This is a genomic window from Mycolicibacterium agri (assembly GCF_002553505.1).
Lineage (GTDB): Bacteria > Actinomycetota > Actinomycetes > Mycobacteriales > Mycobacteriaceae > Mycobacterium > Mycobacterium agri.
In genome coordinates this window covers 49,409-71,775 of sequence record NZ_PDCP01000029.1, presented here as the reverse complement: position 1 = coordinate 71,775, position 22,367 = coordinate 49,409, and the positions used below count along the sequence as shown (strand labels likewise).

The 22,367-nt window shown below is 65.4% G+C and carries 19 protein-coding genes; 7 read left to right on the top strand and 12 right to left on the bottom strand.

What is annotated here, in order from left to right:
* Positions 1–65 precede the first annotated feature (65 nt).
* The gene (locus tag CQY20_RS17230; protein ID WP_097941306.1) at positions 66–1,634 is read left to right on the top strand and encodes a phytoene desaturase family protein; all 1,569 of its coding nucleotides are present in this window, start codon (positions 66–68) and stop codon (positions 1,632–1,634) included.
* A gap of 1 nt (position 1,635) precedes the next feature.
* On the opposite strand, the gene CQY20_RS17225 is transcribed toward CQY20_RS17230, so the two are convergent.
* The 5 genes from CQY20_RS17225 to CQY20_RS17205 form a co-directional block, all read right to left on the bottom strand.
* Positions 1,636–2,859 (bottom strand): LVIVD repeat-containing protein, encoded by a 1,224-nt coding sequence (locus CQY20_RS17225; RefSeq protein WP_097941292.1) that lies wholly within the window; start codon positions 2,857–2,859, stop codon positions 1,636–1,638.
* A complete protein-coding gene (locus tag CQY20_RS17220; protein WP_097941291.1) occupies positions 2,856–4,040 on the bottom strand; it encodes an LVIVD repeat-containing protein in 1,185 nt (394 codons plus the stop codon). The genes CQY20_RS17225 and CQY20_RS17220 overlap by 4 nt, the downstream gene beginning before the upstream one ends.
* Positions 4,037–5,134 (bottom strand): ABC transporter substrate-binding protein, encoded by a 1,098-nt coding sequence (locus CQY20_RS17215; RefSeq protein ID WP_097941290.1) that lies wholly within the window; start codon positions 5,132–5,134, stop codon positions 4,037–4,039. The genes CQY20_RS17220 and CQY20_RS17215 overlap by 4 nt, the downstream gene beginning before the upstream one ends.
* An 88-nt stretch (positions 5,135–5,222) precedes the next feature.
* Positions 5,223–6,068, bottom strand: coding sequence for an ABC transporter permease (locus CQY20_RS17210; protein WP_097941289.1), 846 nt, complete (start codon positions 6,066–6,068; stop codon positions 5,223–5,225).
* A complete protein-coding gene (locus CQY20_RS17205; RefSeq protein ID WP_097941288.1) occupies positions 6,065–6,934 on the bottom strand; it encodes an ABC transporter ATP-binding protein in 870 nt (289 codons plus the stop codon). Before CQY20_RS17205 ends, CQY20_RS17210 begins: the two co-directional genes overlap by 4 nt.
* Positions 6,935–7,115: 181 nt before the next feature.
* Here CQY20_RS17205 and CQY20_RS17200 point away from each other — a divergent pair, with 181 nt between their 5' ends.
* From CQY20_RS17200 to CQY20_RS17185, 4 genes are all read left to right on the top strand, one after another.
* Positions 7,116–8,057 (top strand): hypothetical protein, encoded by a 942-nt coding sequence (locus CQY20_RS17200; protein WP_097941287.1) that lies wholly within the window; start codon positions 7,116–7,118, stop codon positions 8,055–8,057.
* A 52-nt stretch (positions 8,058–8,109) separates the two neighbouring features.
* Positions 8,110–9,135, top strand: coding sequence for a LacI family DNA-binding transcriptional regulator (locus tag CQY20_RS17195; protein ID WP_097941286.1), 1,026 nt, complete (start codon positions 8,110–8,112; stop codon positions 9,133–9,135).
* A gap of 127 nt (positions 9,136–9,262) precedes the next feature.
* Positions 9,263–10,210, top strand: coding sequence for an NAD(P)-dependent oxidoreductase (locus CQY20_RS17190; protein ID WP_097941285.1), 948 nt, complete (start codon positions 9,263–9,265; stop codon positions 10,208–10,210).
* On the top strand, positions 10,203–11,450 hold the full coding sequence (locus tag CQY20_RS17185) for a M24 family metallopeptidase (RefSeq protein ID WP_097941284.1): 1,248 nt from the start codon (positions 10,203–10,205) through the stop codon (positions 11,448–11,450). Before CQY20_RS17190 ends, CQY20_RS17185 begins: the two co-directional genes overlap by 8 nt.
* Before the next feature lie 83 nt (positions 11,451–11,533).
* On the opposite strand, the gene CQY20_RS17180 is transcribed toward CQY20_RS17185, so the two are convergent.
* From CQY20_RS17180 to CQY20_RS17150, 7 genes are all read right to left on the bottom strand, one after another.
* Positions 11,534–12,262, bottom strand: a complete 729-nt coding sequence (locus tag CQY20_RS17180) for an ABC transporter ATP-binding protein (RefSeq protein WP_097941283.1) — start codon at positions 12,260–12,262, stop codon at positions 11,534–11,536.
* Entirely contained in the window at positions 12,262–14,094 is a 1,833-nt protein-coding gene (locus tag CQY20_RS17175; protein ID WP_207767293.1) for a branched-chain amino acid ABC transporter ATP-binding protein/permease, read from the bottom strand. The genes CQY20_RS17180 and CQY20_RS17175 overlap by 1 nt, the downstream gene beginning before the upstream one ends.
* Entirely contained in the window at positions 14,091–14,975 is an 885-nt protein-coding gene (locus tag CQY20_RS17170; protein ID WP_097941282.1) for a branched-chain amino acid ABC transporter permease, read from the bottom strand. The genes CQY20_RS17175 and CQY20_RS17170 overlap by 4 nt, the downstream gene beginning before the upstream one ends.
* Positions 14,975–16,195, bottom strand: a complete 1,221-nt coding sequence (locus tag CQY20_RS17165; RefSeq protein ID WP_097941281.1) for an amino acid ABC transporter substrate-binding protein — start codon at positions 16,193–16,195, stop codon at positions 14,975–14,977. The genes CQY20_RS17170 and CQY20_RS17165 overlap by 1 nt, the downstream gene beginning before the upstream one ends.
* Positions 16,196–16,309: 114 nt before the next feature.
* Positions 16,310–17,395: a carbon-nitrogen hydrolase family protein gene (locus CQY20_RS17160; protein WP_097941280.1), complete on the bottom strand. Its 1,086-nt coding sequence runs from the start codon at positions 17,393–17,395 to the stop codon at positions 16,310–16,312.
* Positions 17,396–17,529: 134 nt separating this feature from the next.
* A complete protein-coding gene (locus CQY20_RS17155; RefSeq protein ID WP_097941279.1) occupies positions 17,530–18,807 on the bottom strand; it encodes a dihydrolipoamide acetyltransferase family protein in 1,278 nt (425 codons plus the stop codon).
* On the bottom strand, positions 18,807–20,993 hold the full coding sequence (locus CQY20_RS17150) for an alpha-ketoacid dehydrogenase subunit alpha/beta (RefSeq protein ID WP_097941278.1): 2,187 nt from the start codon (positions 20,991–20,993) through the stop codon (positions 18,807–18,809). The genes CQY20_RS17155 and CQY20_RS17150 overlap by 1 nt, the downstream gene beginning before the upstream one ends.
* Positions 20,994–21,135: 142 nt before the next feature.
* Here CQY20_RS17150 and CQY20_RS17145 point away from each other — a divergent pair, with 142 nt between their 5' ends.
* On the top strand, positions 21,136–21,660 hold the full coding sequence (locus CQY20_RS17145) for a VOC family protein (RefSeq protein ID WP_097941277.1): 525 nt from the start codon (positions 21,136–21,138) through the stop codon (positions 21,658–21,660).
* 26 nt (positions 21,661–21,686) lie between these two features.
* Positions 21,687–22,352 (top strand): GntR family transcriptional regulator, encoded by a 666-nt coding sequence (locus CQY20_RS17140; protein WP_097941276.1) that lies wholly within the window; start codon positions 21,687–21,689, stop codon positions 22,350–22,352.
* Positions 22,353–22,367 lie beyond the last annotated feature (15 nt).

Genomic DNA, 22,367 nt, shown 5'->3' with positions numbered 1-22,367 from the left:
CTATTGCAATCGATTGCGAGGGCTTCTACCGTAGCAGGAGGAACGGTGTGGACGGAAGGAAGACGGTGACATCAACCTCCTCGGGACCATCCTCGAACCAAGCCTCGGATCAGCCGGTCAGCGACATCGTCGTGGTCGGCGGTGGGCACAACGCGCTGGTATGCGGGGCGTATCTCGCCGAGGCCGGCCTGACGGTCACGGTGCTCGAAGGGCGCGACGTGCTCGGCGGCAACACCGTGACCGAAGAACTGACTCTGCCCGGATGGCACCATGACTCGTGTTCGACGGCGCACGTTGTGCTGCAGTCGAACCCGCTGATCCGCGACGACGAACTCGGACTCATCTCGCGCTACGGCCTGAAGTACATCGTCACCGACCCGGCGGTGGTGTTTCCGTTGGACGACGGCGATCTGCTGACGGTCCACCCGAAACTGGCAGATACCGCAGCCGAATTCGCGCGGTTCTCCCGCGCCGACGCCGACGCGCTCGTCGCCATGATCGACGAGTGGAATGCCGGCCAACGAACCGCGCACGCGTACTTCTCCGCCGGCCTCCCGCTGCCCGACGAGCCGTGGGCGCACAGCTACGAACAACTCCGGCAACGCAGCGCATGGGAGGTGGTCTCCTCGACGTTCGAGCACCCGGTGACGCGGCGGGTGATGGCGTGGATGTCCTTCGCCACCATCCAACCGCCGCAGCGTCCCGGCACCGGCGCGCTGCCCGCCGCCATCATGGCAGGACGGCTGGCCTACGGCTGGGCGACACCCCTCGGGGGCTCCGGCGCGTTGCCGAACGCTCTGGCCGCCCACATCATCGACCACGGCGGCACCGTCGAGACGTCGGCGTGGGTCACGTCCTTCCTCACCGAGCACGGACGCTGCGTCGGGGTGCGCACGGCTGACGGTCGCGAGTTCCGGGCCGACCGAGCCGTCGTCGCCGGGAGTCACCTGCGCGAACTGCGCGCAATGCTCGACACGCCATCGGCCGTCGCCGACGAAGCCGCCCGCCGCTGGCGTCCCGGAATACCGCTGTTTGCAGTGCATTTCGCGTTGAAAGCCGACGCGCGTTACCGGTCCGATGGCGGACCGCTCACGTCGGCCGCAGGCGGGCTCGGCAGCCCGGACGGCCTGCTGCGCCAAGTCGCCGGACTGTCGGCCGGGCATGTGGAGACCAACGACCCGTGGCTGTTGATGATGTCGTCGACGGCGGTTGACCCCGACCGCGCGCCAGGCGGCACATTCAAATTCCTCACTGTCGCGCCGATGCTGTACGACGGGCGTGAGTGGTCGCAAACCGACGCGATGGCGTACGCCCAGGTGCTACTGGGCATCGCGCGTCGCCATGTCGACGGCATCGACGATGCCGACATTCTGGCGGTCAGGCCGGAGTCGCCCACCTCACTTGCCGCGCACAATCTTTCGAATATCGGCGGATCGTGCCACGGCGGCGAGTTCGCACTCGACGACGGTACTGTCATCCCGGGCTGGCTGGACTACCGCACCGACATTCCCGGTCTCTACCTGACGGGTTCGACATCGCATCCCGGCGGTTCGGTGTCGGGGCGGCCCGGCCGCAACACCGCGCGCACGGTGCTCGCCGATCTGGGGATGCCTGCACCGATGTCGACGCCGTAACTCAGTCGGCGAGCCTGACCACGTGAAGACCGTGGTTCTTGTCGGAGAAGAAGATGTTGCCGCGCGCATCGACGAGGACGTCTTCGGACTGCGTGACCAAGGTCTTCGGCAGCAGGCCGCGGCGTTCGGTCGGATCATCCGGTAGATACCAGGAGATTTCGCGCGGTAGGTATTCGTCGCTGATGTCGTAGACCCGCAACCCCGCGTTGAACCACGTCATGAACATCAGGTTGTCGTCGGCGAACAGCTCCGGCCCTTGGGGATGGTGCTGGTTGTGCGGCCCGAACCGGCCGCCCCGCGTGCTGAAGTTCCGATACGGCGCGCCGGGCGCGGGTACGGGTATCGGCAACAAGGACACCAGTCGTGGATTGTGCTCATCGCTGACATCGACGATGCCTGCGAAGTTGTACGGCTCCTGCTGACCCTCGGCGATCGCTTCCGTGTTGACCAGCAACAGGTTTCTGGCGGGCACCGGGATCACGGTGTGCATGGCGATCATGCTGGAGAACGCCGCCCCGATATCGAGGCGGGACACCAACTGTGGGCGCTCGATGTCGGAGATGTCGAGGATGACGACTCCGGCGGCGCCGTAGCTGAGGTAGGCGCGGTCCCCGAGGACGTAGGGCGGCCCGTGCAGGGAGATCCGCCGCGACGGACGGTTGCCCGCTGCAACGTACTGCTCGGGCAGGAACCAGATCGCCACTTCCTCGGGCCGACTCGGATCGGCGATGTCGAGGATCACGTAGATGTTGCCCTCGAACCCGCGCCGGCCCGCCGTGACATGGAGATAGCGGCCCCCGGTGTAGTGGTTGCGGTGCACGCCGTGGTCACCGGTGCGCCACTGGCCCACCAGCTTCGGGTCGACCGCGTCGGTCACGTCGAACAGCCGGACACCTTCATCGGCGTACGTGGCGGGATCGCCTCCCCACGCCGGTGGCCGGTGCTCCATGCCCTGAACCAGCAGCCGATCCGCGACCTGGACCTGCCAGGTCGCGGCGTGGTCGGGTCCCTCGATCGCCCCCGCCAGAACGGGATTGGCGGGATCGGTCACATCGAAGATCGACAGCCGCGGTTCCCAGAAGTGCGTCGCGTACAGATACCAACGCTCACCCGTTTCGGATGGCACGACCTGCATGGCCAACTTGAAAACCGGCTTACCGTCGACATCGTGGTACCCAATCAGGTCGACACCGTCGGCGGTGAATCCGGGTGCCGGTCGGCTCACAGGGCCGCCTCCGACATCAGCTTGGCCAACTCCGGCAGCGGCTCGAGGCAGAACACGCCGCCGGTGCCGCGATCGGTCACCCAGATCAGTCCGTGTTCATCGACGAACAGGTCATTGGCCTGGGGGACCACCGATCCCGGCGGCGCCTCGCTGACCCAGTGCGCGACCTCCCGCGGCTCATTCGGGTCCGACACGTCATAGACCCGCAGACCGGCGCTGAAGTAGGTGGCGAACACCAGCCGATTGCTGCGGTAGGACCCGTCGCGGTTCTCGTGCAGGTTATGCGGGCCGTATCGTTTGGGCAGCTCAGCGAATTCGCCGTCAGGCTCGGGAAAGGTCCTCAGATAGCGGGGATTTGACGGGTCGGCGATGTCTATCAGGTGTATCCGTCGCTCCGCGCCGTGCGGGCCGTCGGTCTGTTGTTCATCGGTGACGACGAGCAGGCCGCGACCCTCGAGAGGCAGGCACGTGTGCGTCGCTCCCCCGCCCCAGCTCAGCCGTGACACTTCCCGCGGTGCCGTCGGATCGGTGGTGTCGAGCACGACCAGGTTCGCGTCGTCGTAGCCGAGGTAGGTGTGATTGCCCTCGGCCAGGCCGTGGTGCGCGGCGACTCGATGCCCGTTGGCCCAGTCGGGGGTCTCGCCTCCGCCGCTCCACTGCCCCGGCCACCACCAGCGCGCGGCGAGCGTGGGCCGTTGCGGCTCGGTCAGGTCGATGGTCATCCAGATGCGGTCGGTGAAACCGTCTGGTGTACCGGACATGTGGGCGTAGCGCCCGCCCTCCCAGACGATGCGATGCACGCCCTTGCCGCCGGCCTCCCAGAACCCGATCTGCTCGGGCTCGAAGGGGTCGTCGATGCGGTAGATGGCGACGCCCGCCGAGTGCGGCCCCAACGGCTTCTTGGGCCGGTACGGAAACCGTTCATGGTTGATCAGCAGCAGACCGTCGGCGACCTGCACCTTGTGTGTGTGGGTATTGGCGGGCGCGTCCCACTGCGCCACCAGTCGGGGCCGGTCCGGAGCGGACACGTCCAGTATCGACGTGCCCGCACCGGTGGTGCCTGCGTGCCCGACATAGAGGGCGTCGCCGTGACGCATGACTTGCATGCCGTCACCGCGTCCGTCCAGTTCGTGCTGGCCGATGAGCCGAAGGCCGTGTGCTGAAGCCGTTTCCGTCGTCACTGCGCCAAGTCAGCCGGGTCGGGCCGCAGCGGCAGGTTCAGCGCCTTTTGCGCCCGCCACAACGGAACGAGGTCGACGTAGTCGTGCCAGTTCGTGCCCGGCGGAATGATCTTCAGCTCGATCTGTTCGTTGACGAACTGGTCCATATCGGCGATGTCGAAGCCGCCGTCGCCCGTGTGATAGTCGGGGCTCTGCTCAGCGGCGTACGCATCGCGATAGGGCTGCGGCAGTTCGAATCCCTTCGACGCCATCAGGTCAAGCACCGCATCCTTGTTGTTGACGTCGTTGATGAACTGGCGCGCCTTCAACGTCGCGGTCAGGAACGCGGCCGCGGTCTCCGGGCTCTCCGTCAAGATCTTGTTGGCGGCCCACCCGTTCTGCGGCGCGCGGCCCAACTCCTGGAACAGGAACTTTCCGCCCTCGTTCTCCAGCAGTGTCCGATGCCGAAGCTGCAGACTGGCGCCGTCGACCGTGCCGGCGATAATGGACTGCAGACGCTCGTTGGACTGGCCGCCGGTGCTGACCAGGTTCACGTCGGTGTCGGGATTGATGCCGTTGTCGGTGAGCAGCTTTCGGATGAGGAAGTCGTTGCGGCTGCCGAACTGCCCGCCGGTGATGGTCTTGCCCTTCAGATCCTCGGGCGTGTTGATTCCCTCCCTCACACCGAGGATGTTGGCCTCACCGCCGAGGTAGACCGACAGGTACCGCACGCCCGAATTCGACTTTGCGGCGGCGGCGATGGTGGTGTCGGTGTCGTACAGTGCGAAGTCCACCGACCCGCCGATCAGCGCGGGCAGCGGGTCCTCGACGGTGATGATCTCGACGTTGTCGATGCCGACTTCCTTGAAGTAGCCCTTGTCCTGCGCCACCAGGATGTCGTGGTGGAACAGGTAGTACGGGTTGTCCACCGCGACGGTGAGGTTCTTCTTCACCTTGGAGGTGTCGATTGTGGGGTTGACTTCATCGGCGCTGGTCGGCATGCCGGCCGCCGACCCTTCCTCGGGTGCGGCATCCTTGCTTCCGCAGGATGTGAGCACCGTCGCGAACGCAAGGCTCGCGCTGACCAACGCGAGCAATCGTTTGCTTCTTCTCATTCGCTACTCCTTGTCGGTGTGAAGATGGGTGAAGCTCGTTGGTCGGCTCGAATTCCATTGCGTCCGTGGGTTTTTCTGGGCATCTTTCTTAGGCGCGCGAGAAGTTCCGCCACGGCGCTGCCCGCCGTTCGACCCAGCGCATGCCCTGCACGAGTCCCACCGAGATGACGGCGAGCAGCAGCAGGGTGGCATACAACATCGGCGCGTCGAATTGGTCGGCGGCCCGATCCAACAAGAACCCGAGGCCTTTACCACCGCCGCCCAGTAGTTCGCCGATGAGCATCCCGACGAGGCCGCGGGCGATGCCCTGGTTGATGCCGCTGATGACGAACGGCAGCGTGAACGGCAAGATGATCTTGGCGTACAACTGCGCCTCGTTCGTCCCGAATATGCGACCGGCCCGCACGAGCGAGGGATCGACGGTTTTCACACCCTCCATGCAGTTGACCATCATCGGAAACACCGCCGACAGCACGATGATCGTGAGCTGCATCGAATTACCGAAGCCAAGGATGAGGATCAAAAGAGGGATCAGGGCGACGCGCGGCAACGATGTCATCGCCCAGACGTAGGGGCTGAGGATCTGGTCGATGATCTTGACCCCGCCCATCAACAGTCCCAGCGGGATGCCGATCGCGGCGGCGATCAGCATCCCGATGGCGAAGTTCTGCACACTGTGCAGCAGTTGCGGGCCGATGATGCCGTCGGCGAAACCGTGGTACATCGCCGAGAACATGTCGGTGGCCTTGGGGAAAAACAGGGGGTTGATGACTTCGGACAGCGCGAGCAGCTGCCACGCGACGAAGAAGCACGTCAGGTTGATCAGCGTGATGATCAGGCCCCGGAACGGTGCCCACTTGCTGCGTTCGATGGTTTCGGTGACGGCGCCCGATTGGGGAGTCGCATTCGCCGTCGGCAATGTGCCTGTGCTCATTTGTCTTCTCCGCTCTTGGCGCCCAGTGCCTCGGCCTGCAATTGGCTCCAAATGTGCTGGCGCAGTTCACCGAACCGATCGCTGCGGCGCACCTCTTCGTCGAAGCGCGACCTCGGCAGGTCGACGTCGATGATCTCCTTCACCCGACCCGGCCGGTTCGACACCATCACCACCCGATCGGCAAGCGTCAGGGCTTCGTCGATGGAGTGGGTGATGAAGAAGACGGTCTGACCGGTTTCGGCGATGATCTTCTCGAACTCGGCCTGCATGGCCTCGCGCGTCATGGCGTCGACGGCCCCGAATGGCTCGTCCATCAACAGGATTTCGGGCTCCGACACCAGCGCCCGAGCGATTCCGACGCGTTGACGCATGCCGCCGGAAAGCTCGTACGGATAGGACTTCTCGAAACCGGTCAGGCCGACGAGTTCGAGCGCGCGACTGATGCGTTTTTTCGCCTCGGCCCGCGGCGGGCGGGGGTGCCTGTTCTCCAGCGCGAACATGACGTTGCGGTAGACGTTGCGCCACGGCAGCACCGCGTAGTCCTGAAACACCATGGCCCGATCGGCACCAGGTCCGTCGACGATCTTGCCGTCGACACGGATGGTCCCTTCCAGCGGCTTGATGAACCCTGCGATCATGTTGATCAGCGTGGTCTTGCCGCAGCCGGACGGGCCGACGATGGCGACGAACTCGCCGCGGTAGACGTCGAGAAAGACATCCCTCAAGGCGATGAGCCGGGTCTTGTTCCTGGTGTTTTCGTATCCGGCGCTGACACCTCGAATCTCGATGAGAGGTGCCGATGGGGCCGGCGAGTCACCGGTATCGGCTCGTGGGTGGCGGGACACCGACGGAACTGCCTGACTCATGTACGCCCAACCTTTGTCTGTGCACGAACATCCGCTACTGCAATCGTTTGCTTCATCCTGCGATGTGACGTGGGTCATGTCAATGGGCTGATGGGAGGAAATGTCGCCGGGCAAACAAATGGGCAGGTAATGACGCCAAAAGATACCGAACAATCGATTGCAGCTATGGCAGCATGGACGCATGACACAAGCCCACCTGCGCGTTGGGACGTTCACGCCGTCGCTGTTGATCGACCTGGCCCGCTCCACCGGACGGCTGGCCGCCGCGGACCTCACGATCACCGAAACGCCGGTGCCGTCGTCGCCGGCGCAGTTTCACGCGCTCGAGGACGGCGACCTGGACATCGCGATGACGAGTCCGGATAACGTTCTGGCTTACCGCTTTTTGAGTAGCAATCCCCTCGGACACAACCTTCCCGTGGAGATCCTCGCGGGTGTGGACCGGGGGCTGGGGCTTTCGCTGTGGCTCGCGCCGTCGGTGCCCGATATTGCCGACGTGCGGGGTCGTGTGGTCGGAGTCGACGTCCCCCAGTCCGGATTCGCCTTCGTTGCTTTCGAACTGCTGCAACGCGCGGGCTTGCACCGCGACGACTACACCATCGAATCCCTCGGGTCGACGCCCCGGCGCGCGGCCGCACTGGCCGACGGCGGCTGCGCGGCCACGGTTCTCAACGCCGGAAACGAGTTGCGCGCGAGCGCCGACGGCTGCCATGTGGTGAACACAGTCGCCGACATCGGCCCCTATCTGGGCACCGTCATCGCCGCACTGCCTGCAGACAGCCCCCAGATCGCCGAGCCACGCGCCCGATTCGCCGAGGTGGTGGTCGACACCGCGGACGAGATCGTCAACGGCCGCCTGCACGACGACGTGATCGAGGCGGCAGGTCGATTGCTGGGCTTAGCGGCGCCGCAGGCCCGCGCACACCTCGACTGCCTGCTCGACGGCACCCACGGCCTGATCCCCGACGGGCAGATCGACGAAGCCTCGATCACCACGCTCATCGAGCTGAGGCGCAGGCACAGCCCCAGCCCGGAGCTCGACGAAGTGGCATCTGCGTGGCCGACGATGCTGGCGGGCGGCAGTGGCTATATTGCAGGTGCCCGGGGGGAGCTTCATCATTGACGGACATTAACGGCAAGCTGCATCGGTTTGCGGCCTAGGAGGGGAGCGGTCAGTGCACAGGGCCACGCTGCGTGAGGTCGCGGTTATGGCCGGCGTCCACCCGGCGACGGCTTCACGCGCCTTGAACCGTCAAACCGAGGGCTTGGTCAATGCCGAGACTGCCGCTCGGATCAAACGCATCGCCGCTGAAATGGGTTACACACCCAACCCAATCGCCCGCAGCCTCAAGACATCTCGGTCGGCGAGCATCGGACTGGTGATCCCCGATCTGACCAACCCGCTTTTCCCGCCCATCGTGCGGGGGGTTGAGGACGTACTACGTCCCATCGGGTACAACGCCTGGATTGTCAACACCGACAGCAGGCCGGACGTGGAGAAAGCGGCGGTCGAGTCGTTCCGCCAACGCAACGTCGAGGGCTTCGTGTTCGCGACCGCGCACCTGAAGCATCCCCTGCTCGACGAACTTGCCGCCGCGTCGACACCGATGGTGCTGGTGAACCGCCGCAGCACCAGAACCGACATTCCATCGGTCACCCCGGACGATGCGGCAGGCGTCGCGATGGCGATGCAGCACCTCGTCGATCTGGGCCACACCAAGATCGTGCATCTGGCCGGCCCGCAGGACCTTTCCACGGGTGTCAATCGCCGTCGGGCCTTCCTCGCCAGCCTCGACGAACTGGGTCTTCCCGCCGAGAGTTCGCGCGTCATCATCTGCGACGAATGGTCGGAACAGGCGGGCGCGAAGGGCATGCGGGCGATGTTGGACTCCGGCCCTGATTTCACCGCGGTTCTCGCCGGCAACGACCTGCTCGCCCTCGGCGTCTATGACGCGCTGTCCGAACGAGGTCTGCGCTGCCCGGATGACATCAGCGTCGTGGGCTTCAACGACATTCCGTTCATGGACAAGGTGTTTCCCGCGCTGACGACCGTGCGCATACCGCACTACGAGATCGGCGCCGAGGCGGCGCGACTACTGCTCGAGGTGCTGCGTGACCCGAATCGCCATCCCCGATCGCTGCTGCTTCCGTTGACGCTTGTCGTCAGGTCGTCGACCGGGCCGGTCCGCGCAGGGAACTGACCTGGCTGAACGCTGTTGCAACCGTTCTCCGAATCTGCTCAATCTGACTGCTGTCGCCCGCCGGTATTGACTTGATCTAGACCGCACGGCAGGATTGCAACCGATTGCAGTCGAGGTGGGAGTTTGTATGGGCGACAACGAGACGACGACGAGTATCGGGTGGATCGGCGCGGGACGCATGGGTTATGCCATGATCGAGCGCCTGCTGGACGCCGGGCACGACGTATCGGTGTACAACCGCACTCGGTCGAAGGCCGAGCCGCTGGCCCAGCGCGGCGCCAAATTGGTGGACAGCCCTGCACAACTCGCCGACCGCGACGTCGTCTTCGTCATGGTCGCGGCATCCGAAGACCTCGAGGCCGTCACCATCGGAGAGGACGGGCTGCTGACCGCCGACAGCTCACCTCAGATCATCGTCGACTCCTCGACCGTCTCGGCGACCGTCTCGGAGAAGATCCGCGGGCTCGCCGCAGAACGAGGGACCGCGCTGCTGGCCGCACCGGTCAGTGGCAACCCAAAAGTGGTGCGGTCGGGCAAGCTCACGCTGGCGGTGTCGGGTCCGAAAGAGGCCTTCGATCGGGCCGAGCCACTGTTGAAACCCCTCGGGCGCGGCGTGACCTACGTCGGTGAAGGCGAGGTCGCCCGCCTGGTGAAGATCTGCCACAACGTCTTTCTCGGCGTCGTCGTGCAGTCTCTCGCGGAGATCACCGTGCTCGCCGAACGAGGCGGCACCAGCCGGCAGGCGTTCCTCGAGTTCCTCAACAACTCGGTCATGGGGTCGACCTTCACCCGGTACAAGTCACCCGCGTTCGTGAACCTCGACTTCACGCCGACGTTCACAAACATCTTGCTGCGCAAGGATTTCGACCTCGGCTTGGAGGCCGCGCGCGAGCACGGCGTGCCGATGCCGGTGGCCGCACTGGCGGCCGAAATGGTGTCCTCGGCGATCGGTGCGGGCCACACCACCGAAGACTTCGCCACCTTGCTGCTCGAGCAGGCCCGACGCTCGGGTGTCGAGCTGGTGTCCGAAAATGTCGATGTCGACGACGGTTTGGGGACCGACACGAATGGCTGAGCCGCGACCGCTTCCCGCGCCCGGCCACATGGGGGTCGACTACGAGGAACGCGTCGACTTCGCCAGGCTCCGTGATTATCGGCTCGGCCGTGCAAAAGCGGCGCTTGAGTCCAGCGAGTGCGGCGCGTTCCTGTTGTTCGACTTCTACAACATCCGCTATACGACGCAGACCTGGATCGGCGGCGCGCTCGGCGACAAGATGACGCGGTACGCACTGCTCACCCGCACGGCCGACGAGCCGTGGCTGTGGGACTTCGGTTCGGCCGTGCGCCATCACCAGATCTACTCCAACTGGCTGCCCGACGAGAACTGCAGGCCCGGAATGCTCGGTATGCGCGGCGCTGTCGCGCCTTCGGCGGGACTGATGGTGTCGGCCATCCGCGAGATCAAGGGAATCCTCGAGGACGCCGGCCTGGCCGACTCCCCCGTCGGTGTCGACATCGTCGAGCCGCCTTTCCTGTTCGAGATGCAGCGCCAGGGCCTGACGGTGGTCGACTGCCAGCAGCTCATGCTCGATGCTCGCGAGATCAAGTCCGCCGACGAGATCATGCTGCTCACCCAGGCCGCGGCGATGGTCGACGGCGTCTATCAGGACATCGTCGAGGTGCTCAAGCCCGGCATCCGAGAGAACGAGATCGTCGCGCTGGTCAATCAGCGGCTCTATTCCATGGGATCCGATCAGGTGGAGGCGGTCAACGCCATCAGCGGTGAACGCTGTAATCCCCACCCGCACAACTTCACCGACCGGCTTATCCGCCCCGGTGACCAAGCCTTCTTCGACATCATCCACAGCTTCAACGGCTACCGCACGTGCTACTACCGCACGTTCAACGTCGGTTCGGCGACAGCGAGCCAGCGCGACGCCTACACCAAGGCCCGCGAATGGATGGACGCCTCGATCCAGATGGTGCGGCCCGGCGTCGGCACCGACGAGATCGCCGCGGTCTGGCCGAAGGCCACCGAGTTCGGCTTCGACAACGAACTCGCCGCGTTCGGTTTGCAATTCGGCCACGGTCTCGGCCTCGGCCTGCACGAGCGTCCGATCATTTCCCGACTGAACTCGATGACCGAGCCCATCGAGATCAAGGAGGGCATGGTCTTCGCTCTTGAGACGTATTGCCCTGCCTCCGACGGGTATTCGGCAGCCCGCATCGAGGAGGAAGTGGTCGTGACCGCAGACGGGCCGCGGATCTTGACGCTGTTCCCGGCACAGGAACTCGTCATCGCCAACCAATACTGACCCGCCCGCCCGGCGAAGCGCGAACGTTTCTTACCGCGACCTATCGTCAACAAAGCGGTGAGAGACGTTCGCGCCGAGCGGGGTCAGCGCTTCACACCGCCGCCGAAATACATCTGGCCGAGATTGGGGTCGGCGAGGATGTCCGCGGCGGAGCGTTGCGTGACGACCCTGCCGCTTTCCATCACGATGCCGTCGGTGGCCATCCGCATGCCGAATTTCACGTTCTGCTCGACGATCAATATCGTCTTACCCGCGTCCCGCATCACCATCACCGCGTCATACACCACGTGCAGCGCCTTCGGGTCCAGGCCCAGCGATGGTTCGTCGAGCAGCAGCAGCACCGGGTCCAGCATCAGGCTGCGGGCGAATTCGACCATCCGGCGCTGACCGCCGGAAAGATTGCCCGCCGTTTCGCGTGGCCGTTCCGCCACGATCGGAAACATCTCGGCCACTTGGGCATAACGCTTGCGCACCAGCGCCCGGTCACGACGGACGATGTAGGCCCCCAGCAGCACGTTCTCGCGCACCGTCAGGTTCGGGAAAAGCGCGTTGGATTGCGGGATCTGCGCCACACCGCGCTGCAGGATCTCGGCGGGCGAACAGCGGTGGATCTGTTCGCCGTTCAGTGTGATCTCACCCTCGCGTGGATGCAGCAGACCACTGATCGTGCGCAGCACCGTGGACTTGCCCGCACCGTTCGGCCCGACGATGCAGGCGATGCCGCCCTCGGCGACCTCGATATCGACGCCCTGCAGGACATCTCCGCCGCCGTAGCCGGCGACCACACCGCGCAGCGTCAACAGTGCACTCATCACACCGCCCTTTCGGGCTGAAGATCGAAGTCATCGCCGAGGTAGGCGTCGATCACGGCGGGGTCAGCCTGGATCTGAGCCGGTGTGCCCGACGCCATGGTCGCTCCCCGAGTCAGCACGTGCACCTGCGGACACAGGTCGAGCACGAAGGGCATGTTGTGCTCGACGATCAGGAACGTCTTGCCGAGCGCGTTGAGTTCGCGAATCATCTCGGCCATCCGCTCGATGAGCACCGGATTGATTCCTCCTGCGGGCTCGTCGAGCAGAATGAGTTTCGGGTCCAGCATGAGGATTTGGGCCAGCTCCACCAGCTTCTGCTGGCCGTACGACAGCGCCCGCGCGGGCTGGTCGCGGAAGTCGCGCATCCCAACGAACGCCAGCAGTTCCTCGGCGTCGCGGGCCTCTCGCCCGCTGACCGCGATATGGCCGAGCTGCGACCACGAGAAATTGCGCTGCGGCGCAACGACGTTCTCCAGCACGGTCATATCGCCGAACAGCCGGGTGATCTGGAAGGTGCGGCCCAACCCGCGGTGCGCACGCGACCACGAGGGCAGGCGTTCGATGCGCTCACCGTCGAAGTAGATCTCACCGGCATCCGGCGTGATCGTGTTGTCGATCAGGTTGAACACCGTTGTCTTACCCGAGCCGTTGGGTCCGATGAGCCCGGTGATCGAGCCGTCGAGCACGTCGAACGAGCAGCCGTCGACCGCGGTGATGCCGCCGAACCGTTTGGTCAGCCCGCTCACCCGCAGCAGGACACGCTCCGCCTCGACGGGACGCTGCTCACGGGTCGAGACCGACAGCTTGGAAAGCGTTGCGCCCTCGGAGATGCGCGCACCCACCAGCCCGGCCCGGCCGACGCTGCGCCGCCGCTGCAGCAGCTGTTCGACCGACGGCAGGATGCCGCGCGGTAGCCAGATCACGATCGCCATCAACAGCGCACCGAACAGGTACAGCCGGACGTTGCCGCCGCCGAAGTTGTTGTTGGCCACCTCGTTCAACGATTCGACGATGAATGCGCCGATCACCGGTCCCCACAGGGTGCCGTTGCCGCCCACCAGAACCGACAGCACGATTTGCACGCTGAGCAGAATGCCGAACATGCCGCGCGGGTCGATGAAGGTCAGGTAGTAGCCGTAGATGGCGCCGGCCATGCCGACGAACACGCTGCTGGCGACGAAGCCGAGGATCTTGTTGACCGGAAGGTTGATGCCGATGGTCGCGGCCTTGGTCTCGTCGCCGCGGATCGCCATCAGGCCCATTCCGAGCTTGGTGCGACGAATCCACCACGACAGCAACAGCTGTAGCGCCAGCACCACGATCAGCGAGTAGTAGAACGGCCAGTTCATGATGTCGCGGCTCAACGGCGGCAACGGCAGCGTCAAACCGCTCGTGCCGTTGGTCAGTCCCACCCAGTTGGTCGCGATGACACCGGTCAGGAACAGGAAGGCGACGGTGATGATGACAAACGCCGCACCGCTGGAGCGCAGTGACACCAGACCCAGTCCGAGCGCCACGATCGCGGTGACTACTCCTGCCACGGGAACCCACAGCCACGGCGACGGGCCCTCGATCTTGGTGGCGAGCACGCCGATCGTGTAGCCGCCGAGCCCGATGAACGCGCCCTGGCCCAACGACACGTAGCCGGCGTACCCCATGATGATGTTCAAGCCGCTGGCGCCGATGGCGAAGACCAGCGACAGGATGATCATGTTCTGGTAGTACGCGTCGTCCGAAACGACTGGAAACACAAGGAGATACGCGGCCGCCGCGACCAGCGCGATGTAGCCGAGGCGACGCGGCTCCGCCAGCGAACGGGTCAAGGCATTCACAATGCGCTCGCATCCTCGCGGCGCCGCACACCCAGCAGGCCCTGCGGGCGCAGCAGCAGCACGGCGAACACGATCAGGTACGGGAAGGCCGTCGCCCACGCCGTCGAGACGTAGGCCGACGTCAACGTCTCGGCCAGCCCGAACAGCACCGCGCCGAGAATGGCACCGTTCAGGCTGCCCAACCCACCGAGCACGACGATCGCCAGCAGCCGCGCGATCCACATGTAATGCGTGCCTGGCACAAAGGAATACAGCACGCCGACGATCGCCCCGCCCGTGCATGCGGCCGCCATGCCGAGGCCGAACACGACCGCGCTGACCGAGCCCACCTTGATACCGACCAGTTCGGCACCCGTCGGATTGTTGGCGGCGGCCCGGATGGCCCGGCCGAGCCACGTCCTGGTCAGGATCAGGCCGAGCACCAACAGCACCGCGACGGCCACCAGCCCGCCGTAGACCTGCGCCTTCGGCACGTAAAAGCTTCCGGCGGCGAAGGATTCGCTGCCGTAGCTCGGCGTCATCGAGGTGGCGTTGTTCCCCCAGATGACGCCCATCGTGGCTTCGACCACCAGCGCCAGGCCGAACGTCAGCAGCACCGTCGAGGCCATCGGCGCCGTCCGCACCGGGGCGATGGCCACCTTGTAGATGACCCACCCCAGCGCGAACGAGATCGGCGCGATCAACAGGATCGCCAACATCGGGTCGATGCCCAGCTTGGACCACGCGGTGAAGGCGAGGAACGCGCCGAGGATCAGGAACGCGCCGTGGGCGATGTTGATGATCCGCATCACGCCGAACACCAGGGTCAGGCCGCTGGCGGCCAATGCGTAGATGCCGCCCACCAACAGGCCCAATACGAGATACTGCAGCAGTCCGAGCATTAGACCGACCCGGGCTGCCAACCCATGACGACGTGATCGGTGGTGGCGAACTGCTTCGGCAGGATGTACTCCACCTTTCCGTCCTGCCACTGGCCGGTCAGGAACTCACCTTGCGGGCGGCCCGCGTCATCCCACTTGAGGTCGCCGAGAATGGTCGAAACGGTGTTCTGCCGCAACCAATCCGCCATCGCCGCCTGGTCCTTGAGATCGCCCACCCCTTCGACTGCGGCCTGCAACACCTGCGCGGCGCCGTACGCGTCGGCCGCGTCCTCGGCAGGCAGTCCGCCGAACATCTCCTCGTACTTCTTGACGAACTCCGCGTTGCCCGGCGTTTCCGCCTGTGGGGCATGGCTGATCGCGAAGATGATGCCTTCGGTGTTCTCCGGGCCGATGGCCTTGGCGTACTCGTCGCCGAGGCTGGGCGCCGTGGTCTGGTATAGCCAGCGCGGCTTGAAGTCCGCCTTGAGCATCGACCGGACGAACCCGACGCCGTCGTCGAAGAACGCGCCGTGCACAACAAGATCCGGATTGGCTTCGCGCACCTTGCTGACCAAGGTGTCGAAGTTGTTCAGGTCGGACTGGTACGTCTCGGCGAACACGGTCGTGATGCCCGCGCCTTCCAGCACCGAACGAATGCCTTCGACGTTGGGCGACACGAACGGGTCGTCGATCGTCGGATAGGCGGCGGTCTTCGGACGATCCGCCTCGGGCAGCGTCGAAATCCAGTCGGCAAAGGCCTTGCCCTGCTTGTCGGCGGTGGCCTGCTGGGAGAAGAAGAGATACTTCATGCCGCGCTCGAAGATCTCGGGAGCGCCGCCTGCGGGCTCGATGTAGAGCATGTTGTTCTTCTCGGCGACCGCAGATGCAGGCAGGTTCAGCAGCGACGAGTAAGTGCCGATCAGCAGGTCGACCTTGTCCTTGCTGATCAACGCGTTGTAGTCGGCGACGACGGTGTTCTGGTTCGAAGCGTCGTCCTTGATGACCAATTCGACTTGGCGGCCGAGCAGACCGCCGTTCTCGTTCACCATGGCCGCCCAGACCTCATAGCCCTGCTTGGCGGCCGTACCCTCCTGGGAGAACTGGCCAGTCAGGGGTATGGACGCGCCGATCTTGATCGGGTCGCTGCCGCCTCCGTCGTCACTGCCGCACGCAACGCCGCCGAGTAAAACGCCTGCGCTCGCCAAAATCCCAGCCAGCCGCCGTCCTATCCGTCCGTTCACGGCCCTTCTCCTTCCGTTCCGCAATCGATTGCGGTCCTCCGAAACTATCGTGACCCGTGCCACATCTGTCAAGCGTTCTGCGCTGATCCACACCGCCGGCGCCGCAGCCGGCGCTCAGCGACCACCGTCCCCGCCGTTCCCGATGGCGCGTTGGTGGACGTGCTCGATCGCCGTCGGGTCGTCGGCAACCGCAGACGTGTCGGTCAGCGCAGGCCGGGCTGTCGGTGTGGCGTTGGCGATTCCGAAGATCCGCGGCGCCTCGGCGTTGACCGTGAGCTGGAAGATGTCGGGCCGGTTGTAGTGACCGGCGAAGTCGTGGCGCAACTTCATCCGTACGCCGATGTCGAGGTCGAGATCGGCGTAGAGAATCGCCTCTTCGTTACCCAGCGGGCCGGCGATGATTCGGCTGTCTGGGGCGACAATAAGAGAACCGCCGCAGAAGTCGGGATCGCGGATGAGCGCCTCGTCCTTGGCCGACAGCTCCAGCCGCGCGACGGCCGCATCGTCGACCGTGCCGCATGCGCTGACGACGAACGCCTTCGACATCTGCGCGAAGGCGCGCGAGTCGACCGCGACCCGGTCACGCAGCGGTGTGCCCACCGCCGGAAAGTGGTTGGGCCAACTCATGACGTGCACGCGCGAGTATTGCGCGGTCACCGCGAAAATCGCCAGCGGATTGGAATTTTCGCCACAGATCAATGCGCTGGCCGGGCCGAAGCGGGTGTTGAAGGCGGCCAGGCTGTCGCCGTCGCCGCCGGTGTGCACCAACCGCTCACCCACCGTCGGCATGATCTTGCGGCGTCTGCCGAGCAAGGCGCCGTCGGGCCCGAGGAAGACCTGACTGTTGTACAGAGTCCCCGTGGTGTTGGGCAGTTTCTCGCACACCCCCACCACCACATAGGCACCGGCGTCGGCCGCGGCCCGTTGCAACTCGTCGATCTCCGGTCCCGGGATTTCCACGGCGTTCTTGAACAGCTCGACGCTGAGCCGGGTGGCGACTTCGCCTGTCGCCGGGTGGAAATGGAACCACACGGGATGCGCGGGGATGAAGCCCTCCGGAAAGGCGACGATGTCGGCACCGCCGGCACCGGCCTCGCGAATCAGGGCGCATGCCTTCGCCGTTGACCGCTCTCGGTCGAGGAACACCGAGCTGGCCTGGACCGCGGCCGCCCGCACCCTCGGGAACTCGTCACCACCCATGGTGGACTACCTCCAGTCGGGGACGAATCCGCACCAGCAATCGTTTGCAAAGCAGCGGATGGATCAAACCGTACGCGGCCGTTGACGCCCCGGTCAAGGGGGCATTTGAAGTGCTCAGCGCGTCGCTCATGCGATCAGATCAGGATGGTCAAGGGGTTCTCGATGCGACGGACGAAGGCAGCCATCCATGCCGCCGCGACCGCGCCGTCGATGACCCGGTGATCGGCCGACAGTGTCACCGTCATGACCGTTCCGACGGTCAGTTCGCCATCGTCGACAACGGGCCGCTGCGTGGCGGCGCCCACCGCGAGGATGCCCGACTGCGGCGGGTTCAAGATGGCGGAAAACTCGGTTACGCCGAACATCCCGAGGTTGGACACCGAGAAGCTGCCGCCCTCCAATTCATGCTGGCGCAACTGACCGTCGCGTGAGCGCTGCGCGAGAGCCGCGGCTTCTGCCGCGAGCACCGAGAGCGGCATGGCATCCACACCGCGCAGCACCGGGGTGAGTAGGCCGCCGTCGACGGCGACGGCCATTGCGATGTCGGCGTGCTCGAAGCGACGGATCGAGTCACCGTTCCAGATCGCGTTGGCGTCGGGCACCTCGATCAGGGCGCAGGCGACCGCTTTCAGGATGAAGTCGTTGAGCGAGACTTTCGCCGCGGCCGCCGCGTTGACGTTGTGTCGCAGCGCGATCAGCTCGTCGACCCGGCAATCGGCGCTGAGATAGAAATGCGGAACTTCTGTCTTGCTCTCGGTGAGCCTGCGCGCAACGGCCTTGCGCATTCCTGTGAGCGGGACGTCGGTGTATCCGGATGCCTCGGGCGCAGCGGTTGTCGCCGAAACAGGTTGGGGTGCGGGCGAGCTGACGGTTTTGTCGGCTTCGAGTCGGTCCAGGTCGCGGCGCACGATACGACCTGCGGGGCCGGTGCCTTTCACGGTTGCCAGGTCGATGCCGCGTTCGCGGGCGATCCGGCGCACCAACGGCGTAGCGAACAGCCGCCTGCCGCCGGACGAGCCGTTTCCGGCCGCTGTCTCAACGGTCGGGGTCGCGGCGTGTTCGACGGACTGTTCGGCGGCGCCGGCGGTCGCAGGCTCCGGCGTCGTCGGGGCCGCTGCGTGCGACACCTCGGCGCCGTCCAGTAGAGCCGCGTCGATGTCGGCGGCGGTCTCCCCTGGCGCGAGCATCACCGCGATCGGCTCACCCACCGCGATCGTCGAACCCGGTGACGCGATCAGCCGGCCGACGGTCCCAGCGATCTCGGCGACATATTCGACGACGGCCTTCTCCGTTTCGATTTCGGCGAGCGGATCACCGACGGCGACCTCCTGCCCTTCTCCGACCAGCCACGTCTGGATGACGCCCTCGCCCGCGTTGGCGAGCACCTCGGGCATGCGCACGACCGTCGGCATCAGCGTTGCCCCATTCCCACCCGGATCTTCTCCAGACCGGCGACGACGTCGTCGACGTCGGCGATGGCCGCGCGTTCGAGCACCTTGGAGATGCTCGGCGACGCCTCACCGCCACAGACGCGTTCGACGGGTTGATCGAGCCAGTCGAAGAGCCTGCGTTGAATCTCGTCGGCCAGCCAGCCGCCGTAGGAGGGGCCGCGCGTGCCCTGCTCAACGATCAAGACGGCGTTCGTTTTTCGCACGCTTGCCTCGATCGTGTCCCAGTCGATGGATGCACGGTCCAGCCAACGCAGATCGACCAGCTCGGCGTCGACGTCGGTCTGTTCGATCGCCTTCTGGCATTCGGCCACCATCGACAGATAGGTGATGACCGTGACCTCGGTGCCGACTCGCCGTATCGCGGCGCGGCCCGGCGGAATGATGTAGTCGAGATCGCCCTCGGGGACCTTGTCGGCGACCCCGTAGAGGTCGACGTGTTCGATTATCAGAACTGGATCCTGCAGAGCCAGAGCGGCATTCATCAGTCCGACGTAGTCCGCAGCGGTCGACGCCGCGGCGATCCGCCAGCCTGGGCTGGTCGCGAAGATCCCGGCGGGGTCCATCGAGTGCTGGGACCCGTAACCGGTGCCCATTGCCACCTTCGTCCGCAGGACGAAGGGCACCGGATTGTCGCCGCCGAACATGTGCCGCGCCTTGCCGATCTGGTTGAACACCTGATCGGCTGCGACCCACATGAAGTCCGGATACATGAACTCGACGACGGGACGGAACCGGCCGTCGAGTGCCAATCCGCCGCCGAGGCCGGCGAACGCGTTCTCACTGATGGGCGTCCCCACCAACCGCTGCTCGCCGTATTTGGCCAGACCCTTGGTGGCGCCGTTGGTGCCGCCGCCCAGCCGGTGCACGTCCTCACCGAACACCACGATGCGCTCGTCGCACGCCATCCTGCGGTCCATGACGGCGGACACGGCTTCGACGAATTTCACTGTGCGCCAGGGACCCTGGTATGTCGACGGCTCGAGAGCGGTGAGCGATTGCAGTTCGCTGGCGTCGCCTCGCACCCCGACGTCGACGAACGACGGATCTGGCCACAGCTGCGGTTTGATCCGGCGTTTACCCGCCTTGTCCGGGTCGGCCTCGACGAGCTCGGCGACGGCGGCTGCCATAGCGTCCTGGGCTTGTTTGCGCACCGACGCCACACCCGCCTCGTCGATCAGTCCGAGGGCGATCATCTCGTTGGCGACCCGGTCGAGGGGGTCGCGGCTGCGCCAGTACGCCTCTTCGTCCTTGTCGCGGTAGCCGAACGCGCTGCCCGGGTAGGGCCCGTTCTGGTGGAAGTAGCGATACACCTCGACCTCGATGACGGCAGGGCCCGCGCCGCTGCGCATCCGCTGCGCCGCCTGCTCGGTCGCGAGGTAGACCGCCAACGGATCCATGCCGTCCACCCGCCAGCAGGGTATGCCGAATCCCTGTCCCCGCACCGACAACCGGGTGTCGGCGGTGATCTCCTCGACCCGGGTGGACACCGCGTACAGGTTGTTCTCGATGAAGAAGCAGAACGGCAGCTTCCACGCCGCGGCCAGGTTCATGGTCTCGAGCACCGACCCGATCTGGCTGGCCCCGTCGCCGAAGTAGCTGATCGTGAGATCGGTAGTGCCACTGTGCTTTTGGGCCCAGGCGTTGCCTGCACCCATCGGCACACCGCCACCGACGATTGCGTTGGTGCCCAACGCGCCCGCCTCGAACCACTGCAGGTGCATCGAACCGCCGCGCCCGTGGCAGAAGCCCTGCGCCAGGCCGAGGATTTCGGCCAGCGTGCGCTGCAGCACGCGCTGGATCTTGGGGGTCACCGGCGTGGCCGGGTCGATGACGCCACCGCTGACGTGGGTCAGCGCCTTGGCCAGGAACTGATGGTGGCCGCGGTGCGACCCGTTGACCGCGTCGGTGGAGCGCAAGCCGACAATGGATCCAACCGCGCCGCCTTCCTGACCGATGCTCGAATGCGCGGGGCCGTGCACCAGGCTCTCGCCGGCCAACTCGAGCACGGTCTCCTCGAATGCCCGGATGAGGTGCAGTTCAGCGAGCATAGTGCCGAGCAGCTGCGGGGATGCGGCCTTCCAGTCGTCCTCGGTCGTCGACAGCTCGATCCAGGGCGAACCGGTTTCGAGCCGTTTTTCGCGTGGCATGTGCTCATCTCCAAAACCTCGACGATCTGCGGCCACCGTACTCCGATTGGATCCACATTGACTAGATCTTTGGAAATTTGCTGCGGCTTTTTGGGGCATTTACCGCTAATGTGGGCTCTATTGGATACACATCGGAGGTGAGATGGCGCTACCGGGACTGGTCGGAACGGACCACATCGGGTTCACCGTGCCCGATCTGGAACAGGCCCACGACTTCTTCGTTCGGGTGCTGGGCTGCACCCACGTCTACACACTCGGGCCGTTCCAGCACGACGACGACTGGATGGCTGTGCATCTCAACGTCCATCCGCGCACCGTCATGCGGGAGCTGCGGTTCTACCGCTGCGGCACGGGCGCGAACTTCGAGGTGTTTGTGTACGAGCCCGCCGACGGCCAGGCGCCGATGCCTCGCAACAGCGACATCGGTGGCCACCACCTCGCGTTCTATGTGCACGACATCGATGCGGCCGTCGATTACCTTCGCGCCGAGGGCATTCGGGTGCTCGGAGAGCCGACCGCCAGTAAGAATGCCAGCGAGGGTCAGCGGTGGGTGTACTTCCTCAGCCCGTGGGGCATGCAGTTCGAGCTCGTCAGTTTCCCCGACGGCAAGGCATATGAACGCGACGCCGACGTGCTGCTGTGGAACCCGAACTATCCGGCGCAGTGACGCCCTGACACAGCGAGCGGAGGACCATGGCGCAGCCCCAAGTGCGTGACGGCGTCACCGGTGCGCGGATCGCCGACGAACTGCGCGGGGAAATACTGCGCGGCGCCTATCCGCCTGGCACCCGGCTGCGTCAGGAGGAACTCGCCGCGCAGTACGGTGCGAGCCGCGTGCCGATCCGCGAGGCCCTGCGGATCCTGGCCGCGGAGGGACTCATCACCACCGTCGCCAACGCGGGCGCATGGATCGCGAGCCTGAGCCTCGAAGAGTGCGCCGAGCTGTATCAGGTGCGCGAGCGCATCGAGCCACTTCTGCTGCGCTACAGCATGCCCTACCTGACCGCCGACGACGTCGACCGGCTGGCGCAACTCGCCGAGGACATGCGCAACACGAGCGACGTCGAGCGGTTCCTCGAACTGGACCGCGAATTTCATCTCGGCAGCTATCGGTGCGCGGAGACGACGTTTCTGGGCCCGACCGTCGCCCGCTTGTGGAACAACACGCAGCACTATCGCCGCGCGTTCACCCGGCTGCTGGACGTCGAGAGCAACCGCATCGTCCACGACGAACACCATATGCTCGTCGCGGCCATCCGCGAGAGCGACGCCGACGAGGCGGAGCGCGTGCTGTTCGGCCACATTCGCCGGACGCGGTTGCAACTCGCCCGTCATCCAGAGGTCTTCTCCACCCCGTAATCCGCCGCTTTAAAC